Below are 26,546 nucleotides of genomic sequence, written 5' to 3' on the forward strand. Positions count from 1 at the left end.
AGGCGCACCTCGTACCGAAACGGGAGGTCCGGTGTCTGCTCGTGGCGTCCTTTACGTCCACTCGGCTCAGCCCGCGCTGTGCCCTCATATCGAATGGGCAGTCGCGGGTGTCCTTGGCGTGCCCGTGGATCTGACGTGGACTCCGCAACCCGCCGCGCCCAACGTCGTGCGGGCCCAGGCGGAGTGGGATGGCCGCGCCGGCATCGCGGCGGCCATCGCCTCCTCGCTCATGGGCTGGCAGCGCCTCAGGTTCGAGATCACCGAGGACGCGTCACCGGGAGTGGACGGGTCCCGCCACGCCTACACGCCGACGCTCGGTGCCTTCACCGCGGTCATCGGTGCGGCCGGCGACATCATGATCCCCGAGGAACGGCTCCGGGCGGCGATGATGATGGCCGCGCAGGGGCGGTGCGTGCTGGAGGACGAGCTGGACAAGATGCTCGGACGGCCCTGGGACGAGGAGCTGGAGCCGTTCCGGTACGCGGGCGACGGTGCGCCCGTCCGCTGGCTCCACGCCGCCGTCTGACCCTGCCCACGCCACGGGCGAACGTCACGCCCAAGAGGCCCCGCACCCACGCCGGTGCGGGGCCTCTTGGAAAGCACGGTGCGGGGCCTCCTGGGAAGCACGCGATCGGCCCCGCACCGATGCTCGGTGCGGGGCCGATCGTCAAAGAGCTACAGCGGGATGTTGCCGTGGGCGCCGCGGGCGGGCGTGGCCCGGGCGAGGAGCTTGGCGATGGCGCCGCGCGTCTCTGCGGGCTTGATCACCTCGTCGATGACCCCCAGCTCACGGGCCCGGTCGAGCCCACCGGCCAGCTTCTCGTGCTCGGCGGCCAGCCGCTGCTCCAGCTCGGCCCGCTCCTCCTCCGGCGCGGCGGCCAGCTCGCGCCGCTTGAGGATGCGTACGGCCGCCACCGGCCCCATGACCGCCACCTCGGTGGTCGGCCAGGCGAACACCTTGGTGGCCCCCAGCGCGCGGGAGTTCATCGCGATGTACGCGCCCCCGTACGCCTTCCGCGTCACCAGCGTGACCCGCGGCACCGACGCCTCGGCGAAGGCGTGCAGCAGCTTGGCCCCCCGCCGGACGACCCCGTCGTGCTCCTGCCCGACCCCGGGCAGGTAGCCGGGAACGTCCACGAGGACAACCAACGGCACTCCGAAAGCGTCACACATGCGTACGAAGCGGGCGGCTTTCTCGGCGGACGTGGCGTCGAGGCAGCCGCCGAGCCGCAGCGGGTTGTTGGCGATCACACCGACCGTCCGGCCACCGAGGCGGCCGAGCGATGTGACGATGTTCGGCGCCCACTTGGGGTGCAGCTCGATGCCAGGCTCGTCGAGCAGGCCGTTGACCAGCGGCTTGACGTCGTAGGCGCGCCTCGCCGAGTCGGGCAGCAGCGTGGAGAAGTCCACTTCCTCGATTTCTCCCGTGCGCACCCGGCCCTGGTGGCCGAGGAGCGTGGCGAGCTGGCGCGCCTTGACGTACGCGTCGGTCTCGGTCTTGGTGACGACGTGCACGACGCCGCTGCGCTTGCTGTGCGGCTCCGGGCCACCCAGCGCCGCGGAGTCGACGTTCTCGCCGGTGACGCTGCGGACCACGTCGGGGCCCGTGACGAAGATGCGGCCGGACTCGGCCAGGATGACGATGTCGGTCAGCGCGGGACCGTACGCGGCGCCGCCGGCGGCGGGGCCGACGACCACGGAGATCTGCGGCACCACGCCGGACGCCTTGGTCATGGCGGCGAAGACCCGCCCGACGGCGTGCAGCGACTCGACGCCTTCGGCGAGTCGCGCACCGCCGGAGTGCCAGATCCCGATGACCGGCACCCGTTCACGGACGGCCACGTCGTAGGCGTGCACGATGTGCTCGCAGCCCTCGCTGCCCATCGCGCCGCCCTGGAAGCGGGCGTCACTGCAGAAGGCGACGACGGGAACACCCTCGACGCGGCCCATGGCGGCCAGCACGCCGCTCTTGTCTTCGGAGCTGATCAGCCGCAGCGAGCCCTCGTCGAGCAGCGCGGTCAGGCGGACGGCTGGATCGCGGGGGTCGGCAGGCTCCTGTTCGGTGCCGTCGGTCGCTATCCCGTTGTCCAGCACGGTCATTTATGCCCCCTTAAACACGACGGCCACGTTGTGGCCCCCGAATCCGAACGAGTTGTTGACCGCGGCGATGTCTCCGTCGGGCAGGGGGCGGTTCTTCCCGTAGACCAGGTCGACCTCGATGCCGTCGTCGAGGTCGTCGAGGTTGATGGTCGCGGGGACGATCCGCTCCTGCAGAGCCTTGATGGTGAAGACGGACTCGATGCCGCCGGCCCCGCCGAGCAGGTGACCGGTCATCGACTTGGTCGAGGTCACGAGCGGGTGGGTGCCGATGGCCTTGGCCACGGCCTGCACCTCGCCGACGTCGCCGGCAGGGGTGGAGGTGGCATGTGCGTTAACGTGCTTGATGTCGAGGCCGGTCAGGCCGGCGTCGTTGAGCGCCTGGGTCATCGCCATGATGATGCCCCGGCCCTCGGGCTCGGGCTGCGTGATGTGGTGGGCGTCGGCGGAGTAGCCGACCCCGGCGCAGTAGGCGTAGATTTTCGCGCCGCGCGCCTTCGCGTGCTCCTCGGACTCCAGCACCACGATGCCGGCGCCCTCACCGAGCACGAACCCGTCGCGGTCGCGGTCCCATGGCCTGGACGCGCCCTGCGGGTCGTCGTTGCGGGTGGACATGGCCCGCGCGGCGGCGAAGGCCGCCATGTTGAGCCCGTGGATGGCGGCCTCGGTGCCGCCGGCCACGACCACGTCGGCGCGGCCCACCCTGATCATGTCCATCGCGTGGCCGATCGCCTCGGCGCCGGACGCGCACGCCGACACGGTGGCGTGCACCCCCGCCTGGGCGCCCAGGTCGAGGCCGATCCAGGCGGCCGGGCCGTTGGGCATGAGCATCGGCACGGTGAACGGCGAGAGCCGGTTCCAGCCGCGCTCACGCCAGGTGTCGTACGCGCTCAGCGTGGTGCTGATGCCGCCGATGCCGCTGGAGACCACGACGCCCAGCCGCTCCGGCGCGACCTCGGGGGCGCCGGCGTCCTGCCAGGCCTCCCGGGCGGCGACCATCGCGAACTGCTCGCTGCGGTCGAGCCTGCGGGCCTCCGGCCGCGGCAGCACCTCGGTGGGGTCGACCGCGGCCGTCCCCGCGAACTTCACGGGGACGGAGTCGATCCAGTCCGTGGTGAGGGTCTCGACACCCGACTGACCGGCGAGGAGCGCCGTCCAGGTCGAGGTGACGTCTCCACCGACGGGCGTCGTCGCGCCAAGCCCGGTGACGACGACACGTACCCGGTTCGCACTCACGTTTCGCGCTCCTTGCTAGTCAGAATGATGACTTCTCAGCCCTGGATGAAGTTGAGGACGTCCTTGACCGTCTTCAGGTTCTTGAGCTGGTCGTCGGGGATCTCGACGCCGAACTCGTCCTGGGCGGCCACGGCGATCTCGACCATGGACAGGGAGTCGATGTCGAGGTCGTCGACGAAGCTCTTCTCGGGGGTCACGTCCGAGGCCGGGATGCCGGTGATCTCGTTGATGATCTTGCCGAGGCCGTCAAGAATGTCCTGCTCGGTGGCAGCCATGTCGCTGGTTCTCCTTTTGATTTCTGGGTTCTGCACGGCTGTGCCGTACAAGCTCTGGATGGTAGTGCGGGGGGAGGCTAAGGGATCTCGATGACCTGCCCGGCGTAGGTCAGCCCCGCGCCGAAGCCGAGCAGCAGTGCGAGACCGCCGGAGCGGACCTCGCCGCGCTCCAGCATGCGCGAGAGCGCCAGCGGGATCGAGGCGGCCGAGGTGTTGCCGGCGTTGACGATGTCGCGGGCGATCACGGCGTTGTCGGCGCCCAGCTTACGGGCGATGGCCTCGATGATGCGCAGGTTGGCCTGGTGGGGCACGAACGCCGTCAGCTCCGACGGGTCCACGCCCGCGCGCTCGCAGGCCTCGAGCGCCACCGGGTGGAGCGCGGTGGTCGCCCAGCGGAACACCGTCTGGCCCTCCTGGCGGAGGAAGTTCTGGCGGTCCTGGATGGCGATCGCCTCGGACTTGTCGCCGGAACTGCCCCACACCACGGGGCCGATGCCGGGGGTCTCGGAGGGACCCACCACCGCGGCGCCCGCGCCGTCGGCGAAGATCACGGCGGTGGACCTGTCGGTCCAGTCGATCCACTGCGACAGCTTCTCCGCGCCGATGACCAGCACGTGGCGGGCCGAGCCCGCGCGTACGGCGGCGCTCGCGGTGCCGAGGGCGTAGCAGAACCCGGCGCAGGCGGCGTTGACGTCGAACGCGCCGGGCGCCTTGATGCCGAGCCGGTGGGCCACGACGGCGGAGGCGTTGGGGATCTGGGTCTCGAGCGTGCAGGTGGCCACGATGACCAGGTCGACCTCTTCGGGCGACAGGCCGCTCGCGGCCAGCGCCTTGCCGCCGGCGATGGTGGCCATGTCCTCGAGGGACTCGCTGTCGGGAGCGACGCGGCGCTCCTTGATGCCGACCCTGGACTGGATCCACTCGTCGTTGGTGTCGATGTTCTTGGCCAGGTCGTCGTTGGTGACGACGTTGGCCGGCTGGTAGTGGCCGAGGGCCAGGATCCTGCCGCCAGGGGCGACGTCGGGAATCTTCACTTGGTCAGCTCCCTGGCCGCGTCGAGGTCGTCGGGGGTCTTCAGCGCCACCGTCTGCACGCCGGACAGGCCGCGCTTGGCCAGGCCGGTGAGCGTGCCGCCGGGCAGCAGCTCGATCATCTTCGTGACGCCGAGCCCGGCCATGGTCTCCATGCAGGCGCCCCACCTGACGGGGCTGCTGATCTGCCTGACCAGCCGATCCACGAACTCGGCGCCGGAGGCGACCGCCTGGCCGTCGGAGTTGGACAGGAGCGTGACGGTGGGGTCGGCGGGGGCCACGTTGGCGGCGGCCTCGCGCAGGCTCTCCACGGCGGGGGCCATGTGGCGGGTGTGGAAGGCGCCCGCGACCTTCAGCGCGATGAGGCGGGCACGGGTCGGCGGGTCGTCCTTGAGCGCGGCCAGCTGCTCCAGCGTGCCGCCCGCGACGATCTGGCCGGCGCCGTTGATGTTGGCGGGGGTCAGGCCGTGCTTCTCGAGGGCGGCCAGCACGTCGTCCTCGACGCCGCCGAGCACGGCGGTCATGCCGGTCTCGGTGACCGCGGCGGCCTTGGCCATGGCCTGGGCGCGCTCGCGGATCAGGGTGAGCGCCTGCTCGGGGGTGAGCACCCCGGCCAGCGCGGCGGCGGCGAACTCGCCCACGCTGTGGCCCGCGAGCACGTCCGGCGTCGCGCCGAGCACCTCGGCGGAGGCCAGCGCGGCGGCCACGAGGAGCGGCTGGGCGACGGCGGTGTCACGGATCTCGTCGGCGTCGGCGGTGGTCCCGTAGGCGATCAGATCGAGCCCGACGACCTCCGACCAGGCGCCGAGTCTGTCGGCCACACCGGGGAGCTCGAGCCAGGGAGAAAGGAAGCCTGGCGTTTGGGCACCTTGGCCCGGAGCGACGAGTACAAGCACAAAACCCACCTTGCCCTGTAGAACTCCGACACGCGGATAATGATCCGCACGAACTTCGTCCGGGGGGTTTTGTAGGAAGCCTACAGTGGGGATTTCGGCGACATTACGTTAGGGCGCGCCACATTTCGGCGCTCTCCGCCAACCGGCCGAGAATCAGGCCGACCTGGAGCGTGAAGGCGGACCTGCCCTCCGTGGGCTGGTAGCCGGTCAGCTCCGTGATCTTCTTCAGGCGGTAGCGGACGGTGTTGGGGTGGACGAACAGCAGCCGCGCCGTCGCCTCCAGCGAGGTGCCCTGCTCCAGGTACGTGGCGAGGGTGTCGAGCAGGGGCGTGCCGGCGAGCGGCAGGTAGACGTTCTCGATGAGCTGCTGCCTGGCGTCGTCGTCGCCGTCGAGCGCCCGCTCGGCCAGCAGGTCCTCGGCGTGCACCGGACGGGGCGCGTCGGGCCAGCCGGAGGACGCCTTCAGCCCGGCCAGCGCCGCCCTGGCGGACCTGGCCGCGGCGTGCAGGTCGGGGACCTCGGGGCCGATGACGATGGGGCCCATCCCGAAGCGGTGCACGACCTGCTTGGCCGCGTCGTTGACGCTCTCGGCGCCGCCCACGATGACGATCAGCCGGTCGGCCTGCACGCCGGCCAGCAGGTCCATGCCGATGCGGCGGCCCTTCTCGCGCAGCCCGTCGATGACCGCGCGGGGGTCGTCGACGGGGGCGTGGCCGGCGATGACGACCACGGGGGAGGAGGTCCAGCCGAGCGCGGCCGCCCAGGAGTGCAGGCCGTCGTCGACCTCGCCGCGGACGAGGGCGTCCACGATGAGGGCCTCGAGCCGGGCGTCCCACGAGCCCCTGGCCTCGGCCTCGCGGGCGTAGACGTGGGCGGCGGCGAAGGCGACGTCGCGGGTGTAGCGGAGCATGGCCTGCTGGAGCTGGTCCTCGCCGCCGGGCGCGGCCAGCTCGTGGGCCTGCGCCTCGACCACCTCGACCACGACCCTGACGATGTCGACGGTCTGCTGCAGCGAGATGGACCGCTTGAGCTCGCGCGGAGCCGTGCCGAAGAACTCGATGCTGGGGGTGGGGGGATCCTCGCCGGCGATCGAGAACCACTCGACGAACGCCGCGATGCCGGCCTGGGCCACGAGCCCCACCCACGACCGGTCTTCGGCGCTGAGCGCGCGGAACCACAACAGCTGGTCCTCCATGCGCGCCATCGCCGCCGTGCCGAGCGAGCCCATGGCCCGCTCGAGCCTGCGCGTGGTGTCCTCGCGGGTCCGGTCTGTCACGTCTCCTAGAGTGCCAGCTCCGTTCGGATGACCGCGACGGTCGTCCTCCTGGGACCGGGCGCCGGGCGTCAGATGACCGCGACGGCCGTGATGAGGCCGATCGCGACGTGTGTGACCGCGAGCAGTCGCGCGCCCGGCTGCAGCTCGGGCTCCTTCACGAGATCACGTACGGAGATGCCGACGATCCGGTCGAACAGCAGCATCGCCACGGTCTGCACCACGATGCCGACCAGGCCGAACACCGCCGTGCCCGCCAGCCCCTCGGCCAGCCGGCCGCCGGAGGACCAGATGGAGGCGGCCACGATCAGGCCGACGGCGGCCAGGGCGGAGGTGGCGAGCAGGGTGGCGTTCGGGTTGCGCTGGGTGCGGATGATCTCGCTCAGCTTGCCGGGGGTGGCCCAGTCGATCACGTAGAAGCCGACGATCATCAGGATCACGCCGACGGCGGCGTACGCGGCGATGGCGCCCGAGCCGCGGGCGAGGGTCTCGAGAAGAGTCACGTTGATTCCTATCGGGGGATGCGGTGGGGAGTCAGGCGATGCGGTGGGGAACGAACGAGGAGGTGTCATCGGTGATCAGGCCGGTCGTCTCCCTGATACCCAGCCCGGCGGCCTCGTCGGCGACCACCCAGGCGCCGAGCACCGGCCGCTGCCCCTCGAACTGGGGCAGCGCCTCGAAGCCCTGGAAGACGTACCCCTCCTGGCCGTAGACGCCCGGCGTCTCCTGGGTGCCCTCGGGGGTGACGATGCGCATGGAGGCGCCTTCCCTGCCCAGCAGCGGCTTGGCGATGTAGGAGGTCAGGTCGCGCGGGCCGTCGAGGTAGGCGGGCAGCAGGTTGGGGTGGCCGGGGTTGAGCTCCCACAGGATCGCCAGCAGCGCCTTGTTGGACAGCAGCGTCTTCCACAGCGGCTCGATCCAGGTGGAGTGCCGTACGGCGTGCCGCCCGAAGTCGTCGGCCAGCATCCACTCCCACGGGTAGAGCTTGAACGCCGAGCGGATCACGCTGTTCTCGACGTCCACGAAGCGGCGGTTGAGGGAGTCCCAGCCGATGTCCTCCATGGCGACGGCGACGGTCTGCAGGCCCGCCTGCTCGGCGGTCTCCTGCAGGTAGGCCACGGTCATGGCCTCCTCGCCCGTCTCGTCCATGTTCGTGAACGCGAAGTGGGTGGGCCCGGGCGGCAGCCGCATCTCGCGCCAGCGCTCGATGAGCCGCTCGTGCACGGAGTTCCACTGGTCGGCGCCCGGGTGGACGTCCTGCAGCCAGAACCACTGCACGACCGACGACTCCACGAGCGAGGTCGGCGTGTCCGCGTTGTACTCCAGCAGCCTCGCCGGCCCGGTGCCGTCGTAGCGCAGGTCGAAGCGGGCGTACAGGTGGGCGTCGCGGCGCTCCCATGAGCGCGCCACCTCGTCCCACGCCCACTCGGGGATCGCGAAGTCGGCGAAGCGCCGGGCCGAGACCACGTGCTCCACGGCGCGCAGGCACATCTCGTGGAGCTCCTCGACCTGCTCCTCCAGCGCCTCGACCTCGTCCATGGAGAACACGTAATGGATGGACTCGTCCCAGTACGGTCTGCTCAGCCCCGACGGGTGCGCCGCCCGGTGGTAGGCCAGGCCCTGGCCCTCGATCGTCTTCTCCCAGCCGTCCCTGGGAGTGCCATGCTCACGACGCACCGGTCAGCTCCCGCCGCCCCAGTGGTTGCCGAAGCCGCCCCGTTGGATCTCTTTCCCGTTGCGGGTGGAGATGTTCACGTCAGAGGGCCGGTACGTGGTGCCGCCGCGCACCTTGTTGCCCGACCTGGTGCCCCCGTAGTACCACATGTACGCCCCGCGCGAACCGCCGTAGTAGTGGTGCGAGCCGTTGTCGTCATCGTCGCAGTAGTCCTCGTCGACGACCTCGTACGTGCCGTCGTCCAGCTGGATGACGCAGTCCGCGGTGACGTCGTCGTCATCCTGGGTGGCCGCGCAGTACCCGACCAGCATGACGGACAGAACACCGAGAATGGTCAGCGGGATGGCCTTGGACGCCTTGCGCGCGGGCGGTGGCGGCGTGGGATGGGTTTGCGGAGGTTGTGCCATCAAGATCCTGCTTTCATGGGCCGCTCAGCCTATCGGCGGCCCTCGTCCCCGTTCAATCCTGTAGTCGTGGCCCCGAGGTATGTTCGCTCACATGGAACCGGTTGAGGCCCTGCGCGAGATCGCCTTCCTGCTGGAGCGCGCCGGAGAGCCCACGTACCGCGTACGTGCCTTCCGTCGCGCCGCCCAGGTCGTCACCGACCTGCCCAGGGACGAGCTCGTGCGGCTGGCCCGCACCGGCGGACTCGGCGACCTGCCCGGCATCGGGAAGGTCACCGCCCTTGTGGTCAACGAAAGCCTCGATGGGCAGGTTCCTACATATCTGCGGCGGTTGCGGGCGACCGAGGGCGTGCAGCTCGACGAGGAGACGCAGGCGCTGCGCGGCGCCTTGAAGGGCGACCTGCACAGCCACTCCGACTGGTCGGACGGCGGCTCGCCGATCGAGGAGATGGCCGAGGCGGCCCGCGGGCTCGGCCACGACTACCTGGCGCTGACCGACCACTCGCCCCGCCTGACCGTGGCCAAGGGCCTCTCGGCCGAGCGCCTGGAACACCAGCTCGACGTGGTGGCCGAGCTGAACGAGCGGCTGGCCCCGTTCCGGATCCTGACCGGCATCGAGGTGGACATCAACACGGACGGCTCCCTCGACCAGTCCCCCGACCTGCTGGAGCGGCTGGACGTGGTGGTGGCCAGCGTGCACTCCAAGCTGCGCATGGACGGCGACGAGATGACCCGCCGCATGGTCACCGCCATCGCCAACCCCCTGGTGGACGTGCTCGGCCACTGCACGGGGCGGGTGGTGAAGGCCGGCGGCAGGCGCGGCGAGCGCCGCCCGGAGTCGTCGTTCGACGCCGAGCTGGTCTTCGAGGCCTGCCGGCAGTTCGGGGTCGCGGTGGAGGTCAACTCCCGGCCGGACCGGCTGGACCCGCCCAAGAGGCTGATGCGGCTGGCGTACGAGATGGGGTGCGTGTTCGCGATCGACTCCGACGCCCACGCGCCCGGGCAGCTCGACTGGCAGCACTACGGCTGCGAACGGGCCGCGCGGTGCGGTATCGAGGCCGACCGCGTCGTCAACACCTGGCCGCTGGAGCGGCTGCTCGGCTGGACGGCCGCCTGAGCGTCACCTGCCTATTTGCCGACCCCGTCGGCGAGCCCCCTGACGATGTAGCGCTGGCCGAGGAAGAACAGCAGGACCACGGGGAGCGCCGCGATCACCATCCCGGCGAAGACGACCGGGTACTCGGTGCCATGCTTGCTCATCAGGCTGGTCAGGCCCACAGGGAGGGTCTGCACGCCGGTGCCGCTGGTGAAGATCATCGCGAAGAGGTACTCGTTCCAGGTGAAGAGGATGTGCAGCAGCACCGTCGAGGTCAGGATCGGTTTGCACATCGGCAGGATGATCCGCCAGAACGCCGTCCACCGGCCCGCGCCGTCCATCTCGGCCGCCTCGTCCACCTCGCGGGGCAGGTCGATCATGTACGCCCGGATGAGGAAGGTCGTGAACGGGACGCGGAAGGCGGTGTAGAGGATGAGCAGCGCCCAGAACGTGTTGTACAGCCCCATCGCCTGGAACATCTTCACCAGCGGCACGAGCGCCACGGTGGGGGCGAGCATGAGCCCGCCGAGTATCGCCGCCGTGAGCGTCCGGTTGAGCGGGACGTTCACGCGGGTGAGGCCGTAGGCGGCCCACGCGCTGACGAACACCGTGGCGACCGTCGAGGTCAGCGTGACCAGCACGCTGGTGGTCAGGTAGTCGCTGACGCCGCGGTTCCACGCCTTCTGGTAGTTCTCGAAGCTCCAGTGCAGGGGCAGCGCGAACGGGTCGCCGAACAGCTCGGCGTTGGTCTTGAACCCGTTGAGGGTCATCCACAGCAGCGGATAGACCACGACGACCGCGAGGGCCAGCAGGAAGGCCCACATGAAGACGCGGGCGATCACCGCGAGGAAGCTCAGGCGCGTCACCATTCCACCCTTCTCCTGCGGGTGACCCACAGCTGCGCCACCGCGATGCCGAGCGTGATCATGAACAGGACGGTCGCGACCGCGGCGGCGTAGCCGAAGTTGTTGCGGACGAACCCGCTGCGGTACAGCCAGGTGCCCAGCACCTGCGTCGAGTTGTTCGGCCCGCCGGCGGTCATCACCATGACCTCGTTGAACACCTGGAACGCGCCCGAGATGGTGACGATCGCCATGAGCCCGGTCATCTCGCGCACGAGCGGCACCGTCACGTGGACGAACCGGCGGATCGGGCCGACGCCGTCGATGGCGGCGGCGCCGTAGATCTCCGAGGGGATGCGCTGGATCGCGACCGCGAACAGCAGCGTGGAGTAGCCGAAGCCCTGCCACTGGCTCATCGCGATGATCGCCGACATGGCCGTGCTCTCCTGGCCCAGCCATGCCTGGGCGAACCGGCCCAGGCCGACGGCCTTGAGCGCGTGGTTGAGCGGGCCCAGGTTCGGCTCGTACACGAAGTAGAACAGCAGCCCCGCGACGGTCAGCGAGATCGCCGAGGGGATGAAGTAGACCGCGCGCAGGCCGCGCCGCCAGCGCTCGCTGCCGATGCTCTCGATGAGCGCGGCGAGCAGGAGCGCGCCGAACACCTGGAACACGATGGAGACCACCGCATACAGCGCGTTGTTGCCCAGCGACGACCAGAACACCGGGTCGTCGACGAGCTTGGCGTAGTTGTCGAGCCCGACGTATTCCTGGCTGCCGCTGTAGATGTCCCACCTGAGCGTGCTGAACTGCAGGTTCTGCACGAGCGGCAGGTAGACGAACACTCCGACCAGCACGAGGGCGGGCAGGACCCATACGAGCCTGAGCGTGGCGCGCACGTGCGGACTCCCTACTTGGCTTCGGCCGAGGCCTGGCGCACGCTTTCGAGCACCTGCTCGGCGGTCTTGCCACCGCTGACGATCGCCTCGCCGCCGGCCAGCCACGCGTCCGCCACCTCGGGCACGGTGACCATGTCGAGCCAGATGGCCAGCTTCGGCGCCTTGTTGACCAGCTGGACGCCCTCGTAGACGGCCTTGCTGGAGGTCTCCGGCGTGACCGCGCCGACGACCGTGCTGGGCTGCCCGTACGGCGGCGCGGACAGCGTCCTGGCGTTCTGCGCGCTCGTGGCGAACTTCATGAAGTCGACGGCCAGCGCCACCCTGGGAGACCTGGCGTTGACCAGGTAGCCCTCGGGCGAGCCCTCCAGCACCGCAGGGTCGCCGGGGTGGTCGCCCGGGACCGGGAGCTGGAAGATGCCGAAGTCCGCGGGCTTGAGCTCGCCCGACGTCGCGTTGTCGAACTCCAGGATCTCCTGGTAGTACATGGCGGCCTTGCCGTTGGCGAAGGCCTCCTGCGCCGAGGAGTAGAGCACGCCGTTCGTGCCGCTCTTCGTGTCGGTGCACTGGTCGACCAGCGTCTTGAACTGGTTGAGCGCGGTGACGTAGCCCGGATTGTCCAGCTTGGCCGTGGCCGGGACGAAGTCGGCCTGGAGCACGGCGTCCGGCACGTTGTAGGCGAACAGTTGCTGCAGGTAGTGCAGGGCGGGCCAGCCGTCCTTGTTGCCGAAGGCGACGGGCTCGTACCCGGCCTTGCGCAGTGGGCCGCAGGCGGCGACGAGGTCCTCGAACGTCTTCGGCACCTCGACCCCGGCCTTGGCGAAGGCGCTCTTGCTGTAGCCCATGAACTTCCCGTTGCCGTACAGGGGGATCCCGTAGTTCTTGCCGTCGCGGGCGAAGGCGGCCAGCGAGCCGGGGCTGAACGTCCTGCCCCACTCCGTGTCCGGGCCGATCACCTTGGTGAGGTCGGCGGCGCGTCCGCCGCGGATGTAGTTGTCCGCCCAGTTGCCGGTCCAGGTGAAGTAGACGTCGGGCAGCGCGTCCGAGGCCGTGAGCGTCTTGAGCTTGTCCTTGACGCTCTGGTCGGTCTCCTGGATCAGCTCGATCTTCACCTGCGGGTGCTTCTTCCGGTACTCGGCCGCGAGGTTCTCGAAGTAGGGGCCTGTCGGGTCGCCGGCGAACTTGGTGAGGATGCTCAGCGTGCCGGAGAACTCCGGCGGGGCGGCGGCGTCGGCCGCCGGGGCCTGCTCGGGCTGGCCGCCTGAGCAGGCGGCCAGCGTGAGTGTCCCGAGGAGTGCCGCGAACGTCGGCAGTGCGCGAGGGCGCATGGGCATCCTTTCTCTTTCAGGAACGCCTTTGGTGTTGGCCGACCTTACAACGCGTCTGATACCGGTACCAGACCTAGTCGCCAAGATCTTTTCTGGTCACCATGAAGTAGCTGGTTGTTTGACGAATCAAGCGCTTCTATGTCAACGTGACTGCCGCGTGATACCGGTATCAGGTCGGCGCGCGACATTTCCCCGGAAAGGATGCGAAGATGCTCGGGTTCAACGAGCCGGAATTTCTCTCCCAGGTGACGAGCGCGGTGGGCCTGCGCCCACGGATCGAGGAGCTGGTCGACCGGCTCGTGGACGAGGGGTTCAAGCACGTGCTCCTCGTCGGCGCCGGCGGCACCTACGCCCAGATGTGGCCGTACGAGCACCTGGCCCGGCGCAGCTCGACGCTCGACGTGCGCGCCGCGATCGCCGCCGAGCTGATCGTCTCCGGTGACGCCCGCCTGGGCGAGGACACCGTGGCGATCTTCACCTCGGTCTCCGGCACCACCGACGACACCGTCCGCGCGATCGAGTACTGCAGGTCCAGGGGCGCCTTCACGGTCTCCTTCACCGGCCACCCCGACTCGCCCGTGGCCACGAAGGTGGACGCGGCGCTCGTCTCGCAGCCCAAGACCTGGCCCTTCGACATGCAGCTGCTGCTGTTCATGACCCGGCTGCTCGCGCGCCGGGGCGAGTTCGACGGGTACGAGAGGTTCGCCGCCGAGTTCGAGGGCGTCCCGGGGATCCTCGTCGAGGTCGCCAGGCAGGCCGAGCCGGTGGCCGCCGCGTTCGCCGAGGCCCACAAGGACAGCGGCTACCACTTCCTCGTCGGCGGCGGGAACCTCTGGGGGTTCACGTACCTCTACTCCATGTGCATCCTCGAGGAGATGCAGTGGCTGCGCACGACCAGGGTGCACAGCGCGGAGTTCTTCCACGGCTCGCTCGAGCTGCTCGAAGAGGACACCAGCGTGATCATCTTCCAGGGCGAGGACGAGACGCGGCCGCTCACCGACCGCGCCGAGGCGTTCGCCCGGCGCGTCTCCAAGGACGTCACCGTCTTCGACACCCGCGACTACCCGCTCACCGGGATCAGCCCCGAGTTCCGCGGCCTGCTCGCGCCGCTCGTGCTCGACACCGTGCTGAGCCGCGTCAGCAAGCACCTGGAACGGGTCCGGGACCACTCCCTCGACCTGCGCCGCTACTACCGGGTCATGGACTACTGAGGCCCGCATGCGAGTGCTCGGCTTCGGCGACAACATCGTCGACCGGTTCATCGACCGCGGCGTCGACTACCCCGGCGGCAACAGCGTCAACGTCGCCGTCTACGCCCGCCGCCTCGGCCTCGAGTCGGCCTACCTGGGCGTCTTCGGCGACGACTCGCTCGGTGGCTTCCTGCGGGAGTCGATCGCCGCGGAGGGGGTCTCGATCGACGCCTGCGTCGTTCGGGAGGGCGAGAGCGGCGTCTCGCACCTGCGGGTCGACGACGGCGACCGGGTCTTCCTCGGCTGGAACGGCGGCGGCGTCACCGTACGCGAGCCCCTCGTGCTCGACGACGGCCTGCTCGGCTACGCAGGCGGCTTCGACCTCGTGCATTCGAGCGTCTACTCCCGCAGTGAGCCCGAGCTGCCGAAGCTGGCCGAGCTCCGCACGCTGGTCAGCTTCGACCTGTCCAGCGAGGAGGAGTACCGGCGCCCCGCCTACCTCGACCGCGTCTGCCCGCACGCCGATCTCGTGCTGCTGTCCTGCTCCGACCTCGACGCGGCCGCCACCGGCGACCTCCTGGCCGAGGCGGTCCGGCGGGGCGCCCGGCTCGCGGTCGGCACCCGCGGCGTGGACGGCGCCATCGCCCACGACGGCCACGCCCTGGTGAGCGCTCCCGCCCGGCGCGCCGACGGCATCGTCGACACGATGGGCTGCGGCGACGCCTTCCTCGCCGGGTTCGCCGTCTCGCTGCTGCGGGACGGCTGGACCTCCGAGGCCAGGCCGGGGCTCGGCCCGATCGCCCGGGCGCTGGCCCTGGGGGCGGAATCGGCCCGCGACCAGTGCTTCGTCGAGGGCGCCTTCGGCCGCGGCCGGCTGACTACGATGTGATGGGCCGATCAGGAACGGGGGACGGGATCCATGCCAGCTGACCGTGGCCAGGGGCCGACGATCTCCGAGGTCGCGGCCGAGGCCGGCGTGGGCCGCGCCACGGCGGCCCGTACGCTCGGCGGCTACGGATACGTCAGCCCGGAGCTGCGCGCGCGGGTGCTCGCGGCGGCCGAGAAGCTCGGCTACCGCGCCAACGCGCTCGCGCGCAGCATGTCGACGGGCGTGAGCCACACCCTGGGCGTGATCGTGGCCGACATCGGCAACCCGTTCTTCGCGGGGTTGCTGCGGGGGATCTCCGACAGCGCGCGGGCGCGGGGGTTCGACGTGATCGTGCTGAGCACGTACGAGAACCTGCAGGAGGAGATCGCGGCCACCAACGTGCTCATCGACAAGCGGGTCGACGGCGTCGTCGTCGCGTCGGCCGCGCTCGACCGCGACCAGGTCGCCCACATCAGGGCGGCCATGGACCGGGGCATCCCCGTCGTGCTCGTCGACCGCGCGGTGGCCGCCCTCGACCTCGACGCGGTCGTCATCGACAACCGCGACGCGGCCCGCGAGGCGGTCGAGGTGCTGATCGCGGCCGGTCACCGCCGCGTCGGGTTCGTGTGGGGGCCGCCGGTGGCGCGGCCGCCGTCGACCAGGCGCGAGCTGCTGGCGGCGGCCTCGCGCAACCTGTGGACCGACGGCGAGCGGTTGCGGGGCTACCTCGACGCGCTCGACGACGCGCACATCCCGTTCGATCCGGAGCTGGTGATGGTCGGGCCCAAGACGGAGGCGCGGGTGGTGGGGGAGGTCGGCCGCATGCTCGCCCTCCCCGACCGGGTCACCGCCGTGTTCTGCACGGAGACGGACGGCATGACCGGCTCCCTGCGCGCCCTGCGCCAGGCGGGGCTGTCCTACCCGGACGACGTGGCGCTGATCGGGTTCGACGACAGCGCGTGGGCGGCGGTCATGGACCCGCCCCTGACGATGATCGCCCAGCCGGTGCACCAGCTCGGCGCCAAGGCGGCCGAGGTCCTCCTCGACATCCTGGGCGGCGCCGAGCCGGCCCGCACCATGCACACCCTCCGCTCCGAGCTCATCCAACGCGCCTCGGTGGCCTCACCTCCGGAATGATCGTTCCACGCTGGAAACGCAATCGATCGATTTCGAAAGCGAATGTCAGCGGTACGATGACGCAGGAAAATCCGCGGAGCCGGAAGGAGCCCCCACGTGCTGGCCGAGGAGCGACACGGGGCGATCTTGCAGGAGCTGAGCCGCAAGGGCTCGGTCAAGGTCGCCGATCTGGCCGCCAGGCTTGGCGTCTCGGCCGTGACCATCCGGCACGACGTGCGGGAGCTGGCCGGGCGCGGGCTGCTCGTCCGGGTGCACGGCGGGGCCGTGTCGATTCCGGAGGCGCCGGCGCGGGCGGGCGAGGAGCCGGCCGCGGGCGAGCGGAAAAGGGAGCGCGAGCCGTACGTGCTCGGCATGCTCGTGCCGCAGACCGCGTACTACTTCCCGGCGGTGATCAGGGGCGCGCAGGCGGCCGCGCGCGAGCTCGGCGTGCGGATCAGCCTCGCGGTCTCCCGCTACGACCTGAAAGAGGACCGCCGTCAGGTGGCGCAGCTGCTGTCGTCCGGAGTGGACGGCCTGCTGCTGACGCCGAGCGAGAACCCCACGCTCTCGCTCGCCACGGAGCAGTGGGTCAACGAGCTCGACATACCGGCGGTGCTGGTCGAGCGTAAGGCGGGCTGGTCGATGCCGGCGGTGGAGCAGGTGGCGACCGATCACGCGTACGGCGCCTATCTGGCCACGTGTCATCTCGCCCGGCTGGGACACGAGCGGGTGGCGCTGCTCGCCTGCGAGAGCAGGACCACCCCGTGGATCCGCGAGGGACACGAGCTCGCCCAGCGCTCTCTCGGCCTGCGGGAGGGGCCCGTGCGCATGTTCCCGCGGGCCGCCGTGGGCGCTCCGGCCGGGATGGACGAGCACGTCGACGACTTCCTGGACGCCTTCAGGGAGGAGGGCGTGCGCGCCGCGCTCGTGCACAACGACATGGACGCCCTTTCCCTGGTCAGGCAGCTTCGCGGCCGCGGCGTCTCGATACCCGAGGATCTGGCGATCGTGACCTACGACGACGAGGTCGCCTCCCTCGCCGACATCCCCCTGACCGCCGTGTCGCCGCCCAAGGAGGAGGTGGGGGCCGCGGCCGTGCGGATGCTCGTCGATCGGCTGGACGATCCGGGCAGGCCGCTGTGCGGCCTGCTGCTGCGGCCGAGCCTGCGGATCCGGGCGTCGTGCGGCGCGACACGCGCATAGCATCTTTCGTTTTCTTTCACTTTTCATGCTTGTGACGCGATCGTAACGGGTGGCTGCCTCGACATGCATTGACAGGCTTCATTCGAAACAAAATGATTGCACCAATCTTCACTTCCCTCCCTGGACGGTGCACATGAAGCCTCGATGCCTGCGGATCACGGCCCTGCTCGCGGGCGCTGTCGTCTCGCTGTCGGCACTGGCCGCCTGCGGGGGCACGGATCCGGGTGCCTCCGACGCGAAGCCGGGGGCGGACGTCATCACCTTCCGCTCCTTCGTCAAGGCATCCGACGTCGTCACCGCCGCCTTCAACAAGACCCACAAGGACTTCCAGGTCAAGTGGGAGAACGTGCCGAGCGGCGGCGACTACTACACCAAGCTCGCCAGCTCGGTGAAGGCCGGCAACGTCCCCGACGTGGCCATCGTCGAGTACAACCAGCTGCCCGACGTGGTCAGCCAGGGCGAGCTGGAGGACCTCACCGAGACCGCTGGCCCGGTGGTCGCCAAGACCTTCCCCGCCCAGGTCCAGCAACTGGTGAACCTCGGAGGCAGGACCTGGGGCATCCCTCGCGACGTCGCCCCGCTGATGTTCTTCTACCGCAAGGACTTCTACGACAAGCACAAGCTGGAGCTGCCGAAGACCTGGGACGACTACGCGAAGCTGCTCGCGGACGTGAAGAAGGCCGACGCGAAGGCGCGCGGCGGGATCTTCGCGACCGCCGACGCCGGCGTGCTGGCCGCGCTCTCCTGGCAGGCCGGTGGCCGGTGGTACGGCACCGAGGGCCAGTCGTGGAAGGTCTCCATCGACGACGAGCCGTCCAAGAAGATGGCCGCGTACTGGAACGACCTGGTCCTGAAGGGGCTGGTCGGCACGTACAACTCGACGAGCGACGACGCCTTCTTCCAGGCGGTGCAGAAGGGCCAGGTCGTCTCCTACATCTGCGCGAACTGGTGCGCGGGGGCCCTCCAGTCCACCGTTCCCGACCAGAAGGGCAAGTGGGCCATCGCGGCGGTGCCGAGCTGGGACGGCCGGCCGGCCTCCGCGATGCTGGGCGGCTCGGCCTTCACCGTCCCCAAGGGCGCCAAGCACCCTGAGCAGGCTCTCGAGTTCATCAAGTGGATCACCACGGATCCCGAGGGCATGAAGGCCTGGCTGTCCAGCGGCACCAGCAGCATGCTCCCGGCCGCGCCGGCCCTGCTGCCGGCCACCAGTGCCTTCAAGACCGACTTCTACGGGGGCCAGGACATCTTCTCCGTCGTCTCCCAGGCGTACGAGTCGATCCCGGCCGGCTGGACGTGGGGGCCGAGCGCCAGCGTGACCGGGACGGCGATCTCCGACTCGCTCGGCAAGGTCGCCGGCGGCGAGGTGAAGCTGGCCGACGTGCTCACGAGCGCCCAGCAGGCCACCGTGGCGGACTTCAAGAACCGCGGCCTGAGCGTCGCCCAGTAGTGCCCACTTCCCCCCTTCAAGGAGATGCCGTGGCGACCCGTCCGGCCCGCGGGCAGGGGCGCACCGCCGCCCTGCTCGTCGGCCCGTTCCTCCTGCTGTTCCTCGCCTTCTCCGTCGCGCCGCTGGTGTACGCGGGGTGGCTCAGCCTGTTCACCGAGCGCAGCTCCGGCCTCGGCTTCGGCGGCGTCGAGACCTTCTTCGTCGGCCTCGGCAACTACGCCCGGGCGCTCGGCGACGCGGCGTTCCGGGACAGTTTCCTGGTCATCGCGACCTACGTCCTGCTCTACATCCCGGTGATGATCGGGGGCGCGCTCCTGCTCGCCCTGCTCCTCGACTCGGCCATGGTCCGGGCGAAACGCTTCTTCCAGCTCGGCCTCTTCCTGCCGCACGCCGTACCGGGGCTCATCGCCGCGATCATCTGGGTGTACCTGTACACGCCCGGGCTCAGCCCGGTGATCGACATGCTCGAGTCGGCCGGCGTGAAGTGGAGCTTCCTGTCGGCCGACCACGCCCTGCTCTCGGTGGTCAACATCTCCACCTGGGAGTGGGTCGGGTACAACATGGTCATCCTCTACGCCGCCCTGCAGGCCGTCCCGAGGGACGTCCTGGAGGCGGGGACGGTCGACGGGGCGAGCGGGCTGCGGATCGCGCTGCGGATCAAGGTCCCGCTCATCCGCCCGGCGATCGCGCTCAACGTGCTCTTCACCGTCATCGGCGCCCTGCAGCTCTTCACCGAGCCGAAGGTGATCTACCGGGCGTCGACCGAGATCGGCAGCGCCTGGAGCCCGAACATGTACGCGATGCGCGCGGCCTTCGACAACCACGACTACGGCCTGGCCGCGTCCGCCTCGATCCTGATCGCCCTGCTCGGCGGGGTCCTGTCCTTCATCGTGACCCGGTTCTCGGCGCGGAGGGTGCAGCCATGACGTTGACCGCGACGCCCGCACCGCCGGTTCCCGCCTCAAGGCGGCGCAGGAAGCCCGGCTCCCGCCCGATGCCGCGCCTGCTCTCGCGTGCGGCCGTCAACGGTGTCCTCGTCATCGCCGTGCTCTACACGGTGATGCCGCTGCTGTGGCTGCTCATGGCGGCCACGAAGAACATGCGTGACCTGTTCGGCACCGGCGGCTTCGCCTTCGGGCGGACCTTCGACCTCGGTGCCAACCTGGCGCACCTGTTCAGCGCGGGTGACGGCATCTACCTGCGGTGGCTCGGCAACACCGCCCTCTACGCCGTGGGCGGCGCCCTCATCGCCACGACCCTGTGCGTGGCGGCGGGGTACGCCTTCGACAAGCTCTCGTTCCCGTTCAAGGAGAAGATCTTCGGGCTGATCCTCCTCGGCGTGCTCGTACCGGCCAGCGCGATGGCCCTGCCGATCTACCTGCTGGCGTCCAAGACCGGCATCGTGAACACCTTCTGGGGCGTCTTCCTCCCGAGCCTGGTCTTCCCCTTCGGGGTCTATCTCGCCCGGGTGTTCAGCGCCGCGTACGTGCCCGACGAGGTGATCGAGGCGACCCGCGTCGACGGCGCCGGTGACCTGCGGACCTTCCTCAGCATCGGATTCCCGATGCTCCGCACGGCCTTCGTCACCATCTTCCTCTTCCAGTTCACCGGCATCTGGAACAGCTTCTTCCTGCCGCTCGTGATGCTGACCGACCAACACCTTTACCCGCTCAACCTGGGTCTGTACACCTGGCAGACCACGTCGCTGAACCAGGGCCATCCGGAGGACTACCTGCTCGCCATCACCGGTTCGCTGGTGGCGGTCGTGCCGCTGGTCATCGCCTTCGTGGTGCTGCAGCGGTACTGGAGGGCGGGCATGACCGCTGGAGCCGTCAAGTGACCCTTCCCCGCGCGCTGCTCGCCATGGAGCCGCGATTCAAGGACGACCTGTTCGGGCCGGACGAGCTCGACCGGCTCACCCGGCTGGTGGACGTCGACCCCGGCCTGGTCGTCAGCGACTTCGCGGACGTGCCGGAGCTGGCCGCGGCCGAGGTCCTCGTCACCTGCTGGGGCTGCCCGCCCGTCGACGCTTCCGTGCTGCGGCGGGCACCCGGGCTGCGGGCCGTCGTCCACGTGGCGGGCACGGTCAAGAGCCTGATCACCGACGCCTGCTGGGAACGCGGCATAGCCGTCTCGTCGGGCGCCGCCACCAACGCGCTCCCCGTGGCCGAGTACACCGTCGCCGCGATCCTGTTCGCCGGCAAACGCGTCCTCGGCATCCGCGACCTCTACCGCACGCAGCGCCGGGCCCTCGACTGGGCGGCGCACTTCCCCTCGCTGGGCAACTACCGCAGGACGGTCGGGATCATCGGGGGCTCTCACATCGGCCGCCGGGTGCTCGACCTGCTCCGCCCGTTCGACCTCGAGCTCCTGATCAACGACCCGTACCTCGACGAGACCGCAGCGGCCGCGCTCGGCGCCCGGCCGGTCGGCCTCGACGAGCTGCTGGCCGCCTCCGACGTCGTCTCCGTGCACGCCCCGGCGCTGCCGGAGACCCGGCACCTGCTGGACGCGCGGCGCCTGGGACTGCTCTCCGACGGCGCCACGCTCATCAACACCGCGCGCGGCTCGCTGGTGGACATGGAGGCGCTCACCAAGGAACTGGCCTCGGGCCGGATCGACGCCGTGCTCGACGTCACCGAGCCCGAGATCCTCCCGGCGGACTCGCCGCTCTACGACCTGCCGAACGTCCTGCTCACCCCGCACGTCGCCGGCTCGGTGGGCGGCGAGCTGCGCCGCCTGGCCCACTCGGCACTCGACGAGCTGGAACGGTACACGCGGGGCCTGCCGTTCGCGCATGCCGTCCGCGCCGACACGATCGGCCGCTCGGCGTGATTTGGCGGGCGCTTTCCGGGCAACCCCCGCCGCGGCGGCCCGCCTCGACGTGAACCCGCCCCGGCGCGACTCATCCGGTCGTTCCGGGAGCGGGCCCCACGGGATCCTCCTGAGTACGGTCCGCGCGATCGCCGACGGAAGGCTCGCCGCGACGGCGCTCCCGCACGGCGAACTCCGGGTGGACGGCGCCGCCATCGCGAAGGCGGCGGCCGGCTGCACCGGTTCCGTCGCCGGTCATCTGACCGACGGTCGTACCTTCACCGGCGAGGTGAGGATCCGCCCGTGACGTCCAACCCGCTCTTCTTGTGCTTCCGCAGCAGATCTCGAACATGCAGGTGAACGAGCAGGACCCAGCCGAAGATCACCACGAGCCGCCCCAGCCACGACCATGACCCCAGGTTCCGGCCGAACAGGTCCCAGGGCCCGCCCGCGAGCAGCCCCAAGGTCTGGGTCACGAGGACGAACAGGCCGAAGACGATGAAGAGCAGGTTGACCCAGATCGGCCATGTCGGGCGAAGCCTTCGCGTGTCATCGGGTTGCTCAGCCACCGCAATACTCTGACACTTGCCGCGTTCCACCGGAAGACGTCCGTCGTTTGAGTCCAAGGTACGGATCGGCACGGCGTCCTTATCGGGTGCTCAACCTTGATCGGCTGCGTACCCCCGCGTCGCTGTTGACCCCATGTGGTAGGAGTCGTCGCCAGTGGCCCGCGCCTGGCCCGGCGCGAACCGCATCACCCCAGCCTCAGGGCCTCAGCCGTCTTGCCGTTGCTTGAGGCGGAGTGCTTCTTTGCGGGACTCGGCCTGGACGGACCGCTCGTGCTCCAGCCACGCCGGGTTCTCCGCCTTCAGCGCGTCGATCTCAGCGGTGGTGAGCGGTTCGGTGATCCCGGCCCTGAGCAGGCCCGAATTGGAGATCCCGAGCTTCGCGGCGACGACCTGCCTGGGGTGCGGGCCGTTGCGGCGCAGATCAGTGAGCCAGGCGGGTGGCGTCGCCTGCAACTCGTTCAGCTCGTCCCTGGAGACGACGCCCGCCTGGAACTCGGCGGGAGTGGCCGAGAGGAGGACACCCAGCTTCTTGGCCGCGGTCTCGGGCTTCATCGTCTGGATGCTCTTCGATTTGGGCGAGGTCATGACGTCAAGAGTAGTCAGTCGGAACGGGTTTCCATGACATCGATACCCTGAGGAAGTGACTGATGGGGAGACCAAGGCGTTCCGGCTGGCGTACGTGCCCGGGGTGACACCCGCGAAATGGGTCAACATCTGGTCCGAGAGGCTGCCCGACGTGCCGATCACCCTGGCCACTGTTCCCGCGGCCGAGGTGGTGGGTCTCCTTCGGGACGGCGGCGCCGACGCGGGATTCGTCAGGCTGCCGGTCGACCGGGACGGGCTCAGCGTGATTCCGCTCTACGTGGAGACCACGGTGGTCGTGGTGCCCAAGGACCACGCGGTGGCCGCCGCCGACGAGGTGACCATCGCCGACCTGGCCGACGACGAGGTGCTCCATCCTCTGGACGACACCATCGAGTGGACGGTCCGGCCTGGGCAGCCCGCGTTCACCCGCCCGGCCACAACGGCGGAAGCGATCGAGCTGGTAGCGGCCGGCGCCGGGCTGCTCCTGGTTCCGCAGTCGCTGGCACGCCTCTATCACCGCAGGGACCTCACTTACCGGCCGGTGCTGGAAGCGCCGCAGTCCCAGGTCGCGCTGGCCTGGCCCACGGACGCGACCACCGACCTGGTGGAAGACTTCATCGGTATCGTCCGCGGCCGGACAGTGAACAGCTCGCGGGGCCGTACCCCCGCCGCCCCTGCGGAGAAACCGGCACAGCGGCAGGCCCAGAAACCCGCGAAAACCGGCTCCGGCCGCCGCGCCGTACCGGCCCGCCGTAAAGGGAAGGGCTCCCGGCCCCGATGACCCGGACCTTCCGTGGTTTCCCAGGCCGAAGCCAGGGTTTTCATACGGGGGCGGTCGGATTGCGGCCGGTGAGCAGCCGGGCGGCTGTCAGCAGGGCGACGGCGAACACCAGGGGGCCGATCGTCTGAGGGACCTGATGGTGCGCAGCGCCGATCGCCGCATCGCCGATCTGGACCGCGCCGTTCAATGCGAGGAGCAGCCCGAGGGAACGCCAGGCGTGTCGGGCCAGCAACCAGACCATTCCGCCGAGCAGCACCACGCTGCGGGCCGCCATGTAGGCGGCATAGGTCCTGGGGGCGGCCTGATCGCCTCCAGGCACCAGCCCGCCCGGGTCCGCCAGGCTGGACACTGCGAAGTAGCCGGATGTGACCACGGTGAGGAGCACGACAAGTGCGCCGAATCGACGGACATTTAATGAGGGAGCCATATCTTTCGGGTGCCGAATCATATGGTTAGGCTAGCATCGGTGGTGTGATGGTGGAAGAGTCGTTGATCAACACGGTGGGTTTCCTGTTGGGCAAGCTGGGCCAGGAGGCGAACGGGCAGTTCGCGGATCGCTTGGCCCCGCTCGGCCTGCGGCCACGGCATTGTGCGGTCCTTGAGCTCCTGGCCGACGGGCCCCGGGCGCAGCTGGAGCTGGCCAAGGCCGTCGGGGTGACCGCCAGTGTGGTCGTCGACATGCTCGACGAACTTGAGAAGCTCGATGCCGTACGACGAGTACGGGACACCGCAGACCGTCGGCGTCAGCTCATCGAGCTGACACCGACCGGCCGGGATCTACGGCACCAGACGCTCTCGCTGGCGCGGCAGAACGACGAGGAACTGCTGAGCGCCATCGACCCCGCCGAGGTGGCGGCCCTGCGCCGGACCCTGGGTCGGATCGCCGCTGCGACTGGCCTCGTTGGGAAGTGACGGGCACTGCGCGTGGCAGGTCGGCGTCGGCGAATGACTCGCCCGCTGCCACGAACGCCCAACGGCCATCGTCGATGCGTTCTTCGACTTCGCCGACACCGTCATCGCGATCCGTAGCCTGATCCGTCGGGGCCTGGATCACCCACTGCTGGACCAAGCGCCCCGAACGACGCCATCACCTAGCGGCGCGACCTCTTAGTCACCCAGACGCCGTTCTCAAGATCGATGACAGGGTGCTCATGCAGGTGGCGGGTACTGGGTTCGAACCGGTGACCCCTCGCTCGTAAGGAGCTGCTTGCGGGATATGGCACGGCCTTGCGGCATGCAGATGGCACGGAAGCGAACCCGGCGCCCCTACGGGCGATCCACCCGCACGGAGCTTGTGACCCTATTTACCTGGGACGGAACGGTACCTGCATGCCGATGTCCTCGTGATCATTGCACGTATATCGCATGGCACCGGGAGACCGCGCTGTGCGTACGCTGCCTTCGTGGACAGAGAGACGCTCGTTCAACTCCTCGACAATGCAGGGGAAGCAGGCCGCGCTTGCCGACGGGCGCTCACGGCTGGAGCGTCCTTCGAGGTGTGGCAGGACCCGGTCGAGGCGCTATCCCTGACCAGGACTTACCGGCGTCGCGCTCGTCTTACCCGCCGGATGGGGAACCCGTCCCTTGGCTTTGACGAGGCGATCGCGCGGCATGGCACCTGCGGACTTCAGCACCTCCTCTCCTCCTCGGCATCGTCAAGAGCACCGAGTCCGCCTACAACTTTCAGCTCTTCCTGCCTCCCGACGCATCACGTGTGGTGGCATGCCTCGGCGTCGGCAACCAACGGGAGCGCTCGCGCGTAACGGGGCTTGCGTGATGATGCGGCACCGCTCAGGAGGTTTCTCCTGGAGGTGACAGTTCGACATCGGCGCGTGTGAGCCATGCCTCATACCAAGCGTCGAAGGTGGGCGTAGGACCGAGATACGTCGGTGCGGCCAGGTCATAGAGCTCGCTCTCCAAGCTGGCAGGGGCGGCCGTGGCCGGTCGCCAGGCGCTTTCGTCGAGCCAGACATCCCAAACCGTGCCCGTCAGCTCTCCTGTGGTCACCAACGCGGTGACACTGGAGCAGCCCTGGGTGCCGATGAAGATGCAGCCAGGTGTGGGGTAGGGGGCTTCGATGCTGGGGCCGCCACCGGAGTCGGGCTCTGGTTCCTGGACCCATGCGTACCAGGCGTTGTAGATCTCCTCGGCGTCGCGACGGGTGAGCGGGAAGGGTTTGGCAGGATCGCCCTCGGTCTCTTTTACGATCTCCTGCGGTTCCCAGATGCCGTAGTAGGGGCCCGCGCCGGGGCCGACCTGGAGCAGGAACTCCCGGTATGCGGGTGGTAATTGGACGCCGAGATCGTCTTCTAGGGCCAGGACCGAGGTCGGGTCGAGCGGGGTGTTGCGGTACTGGTGTCGTTCAGCGCCGAAGATGAGGAACCGCTTATTGCGTCGGTAGAACTTGTGCAGGTGTACGGGTCGGCCGGTTTCGATGGCTCGCAGTCGGTCGAGTCTTGCTGTCATGGTCGACATGGCGCCAGTATGCGGCTTTTCGTGAAGCAACCTGGCGGCGGCATGGCGCTAGCTTGGATCGGCGGGTTCGTTTGGCTGCGGCGGGTTCGTTTGGCTGCGGCGGGGTGTGGGGCGGGTGCGCCGCGGGGCGGTGGAGGTGCCAGGGTAATCCTTTTCGGGCTTGCGACCGTATGGACTCCTGCGCGGCTCCGCGACCATCTTGACCCACCTTAGAGGCCCGATGCGCTGATCTTCACCGGCTCACGGTTCGGCATCCTCTGCCGGAGGAACTTACGGCGCGCGGCCAAGTGAGACACGAGCACGAGAAAGATCGATTCCCGAGCCTCCGCCTCCATGATCTCCGACACGCCGGCAACGCGATCGCGGCGAGCGCCGGCGCGAGCCCCAAAGATCTCATACTGCGCATGGGGCATGACTTGGTTCGGGCAGCGCTGATCTATCAGCGCATCACG

The 26,546-nt window shown here is 69.6% G+C and carries 28 protein-coding genes; 12 read left to right on the forward strand and 16 right to left on the reverse strand.

Annotation, left to right across the window (positions count from 1 at the left end):
• The first annotated feature begins 31 nt into the window (after positions 1 to 31).
• Positions 32 to 526 (forward strand): DUF3145 domain-containing protein, encoded by a 495-nt coding sequence (locus ABZX61_RS12830; protein WP_350723190.1) that lies wholly within the window; start codon positions 32 to 34, stop codon positions 524 to 526.
• A gap of 149 nt (positions 527 to 675) precedes the next feature.
• On the opposite strand, the gene ABZX61_RS12835 is transcribed toward ABZX61_RS12830, so the two are convergent.
• The 9 genes from ABZX61_RS12835 to ABZX61_RS12875 all read right to left on the reverse strand — a co-directional run bounded on the left by ABZX61_RS12835 (position 676) and on the right by ABZX61_RS12875 (position 8,890).
• Complete coding sequence (locus tag ABZX61_RS12835) at positions 676 to 2,100, reverse strand: carboxyl transferase domain-containing protein (RefSeq protein WP_355194099.1); 1,425 nt, start codon at positions 2,098 to 2,100, stop codon at positions 676 to 678.
• The gene (gene fabF / locus ABZX61_RS12840) at positions 2,101 to 3,333 is read right to left on the reverse strand and encodes a beta-ketoacyl-ACP synthase II (protein WP_350723186.1); all 1,233 of its coding nucleotides are present in this window, start codon (positions 3,331 to 3,333) and stop codon (positions 2,101 to 2,103) included.
• A gap of 35 nt (positions 3,334 to 3,368) precedes the next feature.
• Positions 3,369 to 3,608, reverse strand: a complete 240-nt coding sequence (locus ABZX61_RS12845) for an acyl carrier protein (protein ID WP_350723184.1) — start codon at positions 3,606 to 3,608, stop codon at positions 3,369 to 3,371.
• Positions 3,609 to 3,685: 77 nt separating this feature from the next.
• On the reverse strand, positions 3,686 to 4,642 hold the full coding sequence (locus ABZX61_RS12850) for a beta-ketoacyl-ACP synthase III (protein WP_350723182.1): 957 nt from the start codon (positions 4,640 to 4,642) through the stop codon (positions 3,686 to 3,688).
• Positions 4,639 to 5,535: an ACP S-malonyltransferase gene (locus ABZX61_RS12855; RefSeq protein WP_355194101.1), complete on the reverse strand. Its 897-nt coding sequence runs from the start codon at positions 5,533 to 5,535 to the stop codon at positions 4,639 to 4,641. Before ABZX61_RS12855 ends, ABZX61_RS12850 begins: the two co-directional genes overlap by 4 nt.
• Before the next feature lie 103 nt (positions 5,536 to 5,638).
• A complete protein-coding gene (locus tag ABZX61_RS12860) occupies positions 5,639 to 6,763 on the reverse strand; it encodes a helix-turn-helix domain-containing protein (protein ID WP_355195164.1) in 1,125 nt (374 codons plus the stop codon).
• 116 nt (positions 6,764 to 6,879) lie between these two features.
• A complete protein-coding gene (locus ABZX61_RS12865; protein WP_350723178.1) occupies positions 6,880 to 7,311 on the reverse strand; it encodes a DUF350 domain-containing protein in 432 nt (143 codons plus the stop codon).
• A gap of 31 nt (positions 7,312 to 7,342) precedes the next feature.
• The gene (locus ABZX61_RS12870) at positions 7,343 to 8,485 is read right to left on the reverse strand and encodes a glutathionylspermidine synthase family protein (protein WP_355194103.1); all 1,143 of its coding nucleotides are present in this window, start codon (positions 8,483 to 8,485) and stop codon (positions 7,343 to 7,345) included.
• A gap of 3 nt (positions 8,486 to 8,488) precedes the next feature.
• Entirely contained in the window at positions 8,489 to 8,890 is a 402-nt protein-coding gene (locus ABZX61_RS12875; protein WP_355194105.1) for a hypothetical protein, read from the reverse strand.
• A gap of 91 nt (positions 8,891 to 8,981) precedes the next feature.
• Between ABZX61_RS12875 and ABZX61_RS12880 the strand changes: the two genes are divergently transcribed.
• Positions 8,982 to 10,004 carry a PHP domain-containing protein gene (locus ABZX61_RS12880; protein ID WP_355194107.1) on the forward strand — a complete coding sequence of 341 codons (1,023 nt, stop codon included), beginning with the start codon at positions 8,982 to 8,984 and terminating at the stop codon, positions 10,002 to 10,004.
• An 11-nt stretch (positions 10,005 to 10,015) separates the two neighbouring features.
• Here ABZX61_RS12880 and ABZX61_RS12885 read toward each other — a convergent pair whose 3' ends face one another.
• From ABZX61_RS12885 to ABZX61_RS12895, 3 genes are read right to left on the reverse strand one after another with little or no spacing between them, the layout of a single operon-like run.
• The gene (locus tag ABZX61_RS12885) at positions 10,016 to 10,852 is read right to left on the reverse strand and encodes a carbohydrate ABC transporter permease (protein ID WP_355194109.1); all 837 of its coding nucleotides are present in this window, start codon (positions 10,850 to 10,852) and stop codon (positions 10,016 to 10,018) included.
• Complete coding sequence (locus ABZX61_RS12890) at positions 10,846 to 11,721, reverse strand: sugar ABC transporter permease (RefSeq protein WP_355194111.1); 876 nt, start codon at positions 11,719 to 11,721, stop codon at positions 10,846 to 10,848. The genes ABZX61_RS12885 and ABZX61_RS12890 overlap by 7 nt, the downstream gene beginning before the upstream one ends.
• 11 nt (positions 11,722 to 11,732) lie before the next feature.
• Entirely contained in the window at positions 11,733 to 13,046 is a 1,314-nt protein-coding gene (locus ABZX61_RS12895; protein WP_355194113.1) for an ABC transporter substrate-binding protein, read from the reverse strand.
• A 209-nt stretch (positions 13,047 to 13,255) separates the two neighbouring features.
• On the opposite strand from ABZX61_RS12895, the gene ABZX61_RS12900 reads away from it, so the two are divergent.
• The 8 genes from ABZX61_RS12900 to ABZX61_RS12935 all read left to right on the forward strand — a co-directional run bounded on the left by ABZX61_RS12900 (position 13,256) and on the right by ABZX61_RS12935 (position 21,705).
• A complete protein-coding gene (locus ABZX61_RS12900; RefSeq protein WP_355194115.1) occupies positions 13,256 to 14,257 on the forward strand; it encodes an SIS domain-containing protein in 1,002 nt (333 codons plus the stop codon).
• Between the two features lie 7 nt (positions 14,258 to 14,264).
• Positions 14,265 to 15,125 carry a PfkB family carbohydrate kinase gene (locus ABZX61_RS12905; protein ID WP_355194117.1) on the forward strand — a complete coding sequence of 287 codons (861 nt, stop codon included), beginning with the start codon at positions 14,265 to 14,267 and terminating at the stop codon, positions 15,123 to 15,125.
• A 30-nt stretch (positions 15,126 to 15,155) separates the two neighbouring features.
• Positions 15,156 to 16,241 (forward strand): LacI family DNA-binding transcriptional regulator, encoded by a 1,086-nt coding sequence (locus ABZX61_RS12910; protein ID WP_355194119.1) that lies wholly within the window; start codon positions 15,156 to 15,158, stop codon positions 16,239 to 16,241.
• Between the two features lie 96 nt (positions 16,242 to 16,337).
• Positions 16,338 to 17,423, forward strand: a complete 1,086-nt coding sequence (locus ABZX61_RS12915) for a substrate-binding domain-containing protein (protein ID WP_350723165.1) — start codon at positions 16,338 to 16,340, stop codon at positions 17,421 to 17,423.
• A 133-nt stretch (positions 17,424 to 17,556) separates the two neighbouring features.
• The gene (locus tag ABZX61_RS12920) at positions 17,557 to 18,870 is read left to right on the forward strand and encodes an extracellular solute-binding protein (protein WP_355194121.1); all 1,314 of its coding nucleotides are present in this window, start codon (positions 17,557 to 17,559) and stop codon (positions 18,868 to 18,870) included.
• 29 nt (positions 18,871 to 18,899) lie between these two features.
• The gene (locus ABZX61_RS12925) at positions 18,900 to 19,796 is read left to right on the forward strand and encodes a sugar ABC transporter permease (protein WP_355194123.1); all 897 of its coding nucleotides are present in this window, start codon (positions 18,900 to 18,902) and stop codon (positions 19,794 to 19,796) included.
• A complete protein-coding gene (locus ABZX61_RS12930; RefSeq protein ID WP_355194125.1) occupies positions 19,793 to 20,710 on the forward strand; it encodes a carbohydrate ABC transporter permease in 918 nt (305 codons plus the stop codon). Before ABZX61_RS12925 ends, ABZX61_RS12930 begins: the two co-directional genes overlap by 4 nt.
• Positions 20,707 to 21,705, forward strand: a complete 999-nt coding sequence (locus ABZX61_RS12935) for a hydroxyacid dehydrogenase (RefSeq protein ID WP_355194127.1) — start codon at positions 20,707 to 20,709, stop codon at positions 21,703 to 21,705. Before ABZX61_RS12930 ends, ABZX61_RS12935 begins: the two co-directional genes overlap by 4 nt.
• A gap of 257 nt (positions 21,706 to 21,962) precedes the next feature.
• On the opposite strand, the gene ABZX61_RS12940 is transcribed toward ABZX61_RS12935, so the two are convergent.
• Together ABZX61_RS12940 and ABZX61_RS12945 are read right to left on the reverse strand one after the other, a co-directional pair.
• A complete protein-coding gene (locus ABZX61_RS12940) occupies positions 21,963 to 22,253 on the reverse strand; it encodes a hypothetical protein (protein ID WP_355194129.1) in 291 nt (96 codons plus the stop codon).
• Positions 22,254 to 22,457: 204 nt separating this feature from the next.
• Entirely contained in the window at positions 22,458 to 22,838 is a 381-nt protein-coding gene (locus tag ABZX61_RS12945; protein ID WP_350723152.1) for a DUF5997 family protein, read from the reverse strand.
• A 55-nt stretch (positions 22,839 to 22,893) separates the two neighbouring features.
• Between ABZX61_RS12945 and ABZX61_RS12950 the strand changes: the two genes are divergently transcribed.
• Positions 22,894 to 23,619 (forward strand): LysR family substrate-binding domain-containing protein, encoded by a 726-nt coding sequence (locus tag ABZX61_RS12950; protein ID WP_355194131.1) that lies wholly within the window; start codon positions 22,894 to 22,896, stop codon positions 23,617 to 23,619.
• A 40-nt stretch (positions 23,620 to 23,659) separates the two neighbouring features.
• On the opposite strand, the gene ABZX61_RS12955 is transcribed toward ABZX61_RS12950, so the two are convergent.
• A complete protein-coding gene (locus ABZX61_RS12955) occupies positions 23,660 to 24,067 on the reverse strand; it encodes a hypothetical protein (protein ID WP_355194133.1) in 408 nt (135 codons plus the stop codon).
• Between the two features lie 26 nt (positions 24,068 to 24,093).
• Between ABZX61_RS12955 and ABZX61_RS12960 the strand changes: the two genes are divergently transcribed.
• The gene (locus ABZX61_RS12960) at positions 24,094 to 24,531 is read left to right on the forward strand and encodes a MarR family transcriptional regulator (RefSeq protein ID WP_355194135.1); all 438 of its coding nucleotides are present in this window, start codon (positions 24,094 to 24,096) and stop codon (positions 24,529 to 24,531) included.
• Positions 24,532 to 25,410: 879 nt separating this feature from the next.
• Here the strand turns inward: ABZX61_RS12960 and ABZX61_RS12965 are convergent.
• A complete protein-coding gene (locus ABZX61_RS12965) occupies positions 25,411 to 26,094 on the reverse strand; it encodes an SMI1/KNR4 family protein (RefSeq protein WP_355194137.1) in 684 nt (227 codons plus the stop codon).
• Positions 26,095 to 26,546: the final 452 nt, after the last annotated feature.

The sequence above is a fragment of the Nonomuraea sp. NPDC003709 genome, from assembly GCF_040610775.1.
Classification (GTDB): domain Bacteria; phylum Actinomycetota; class Actinomycetes; order Streptosporangiales; family Streptosporangiaceae; genus Nonomuraea; species Nonomuraea angiospora_A.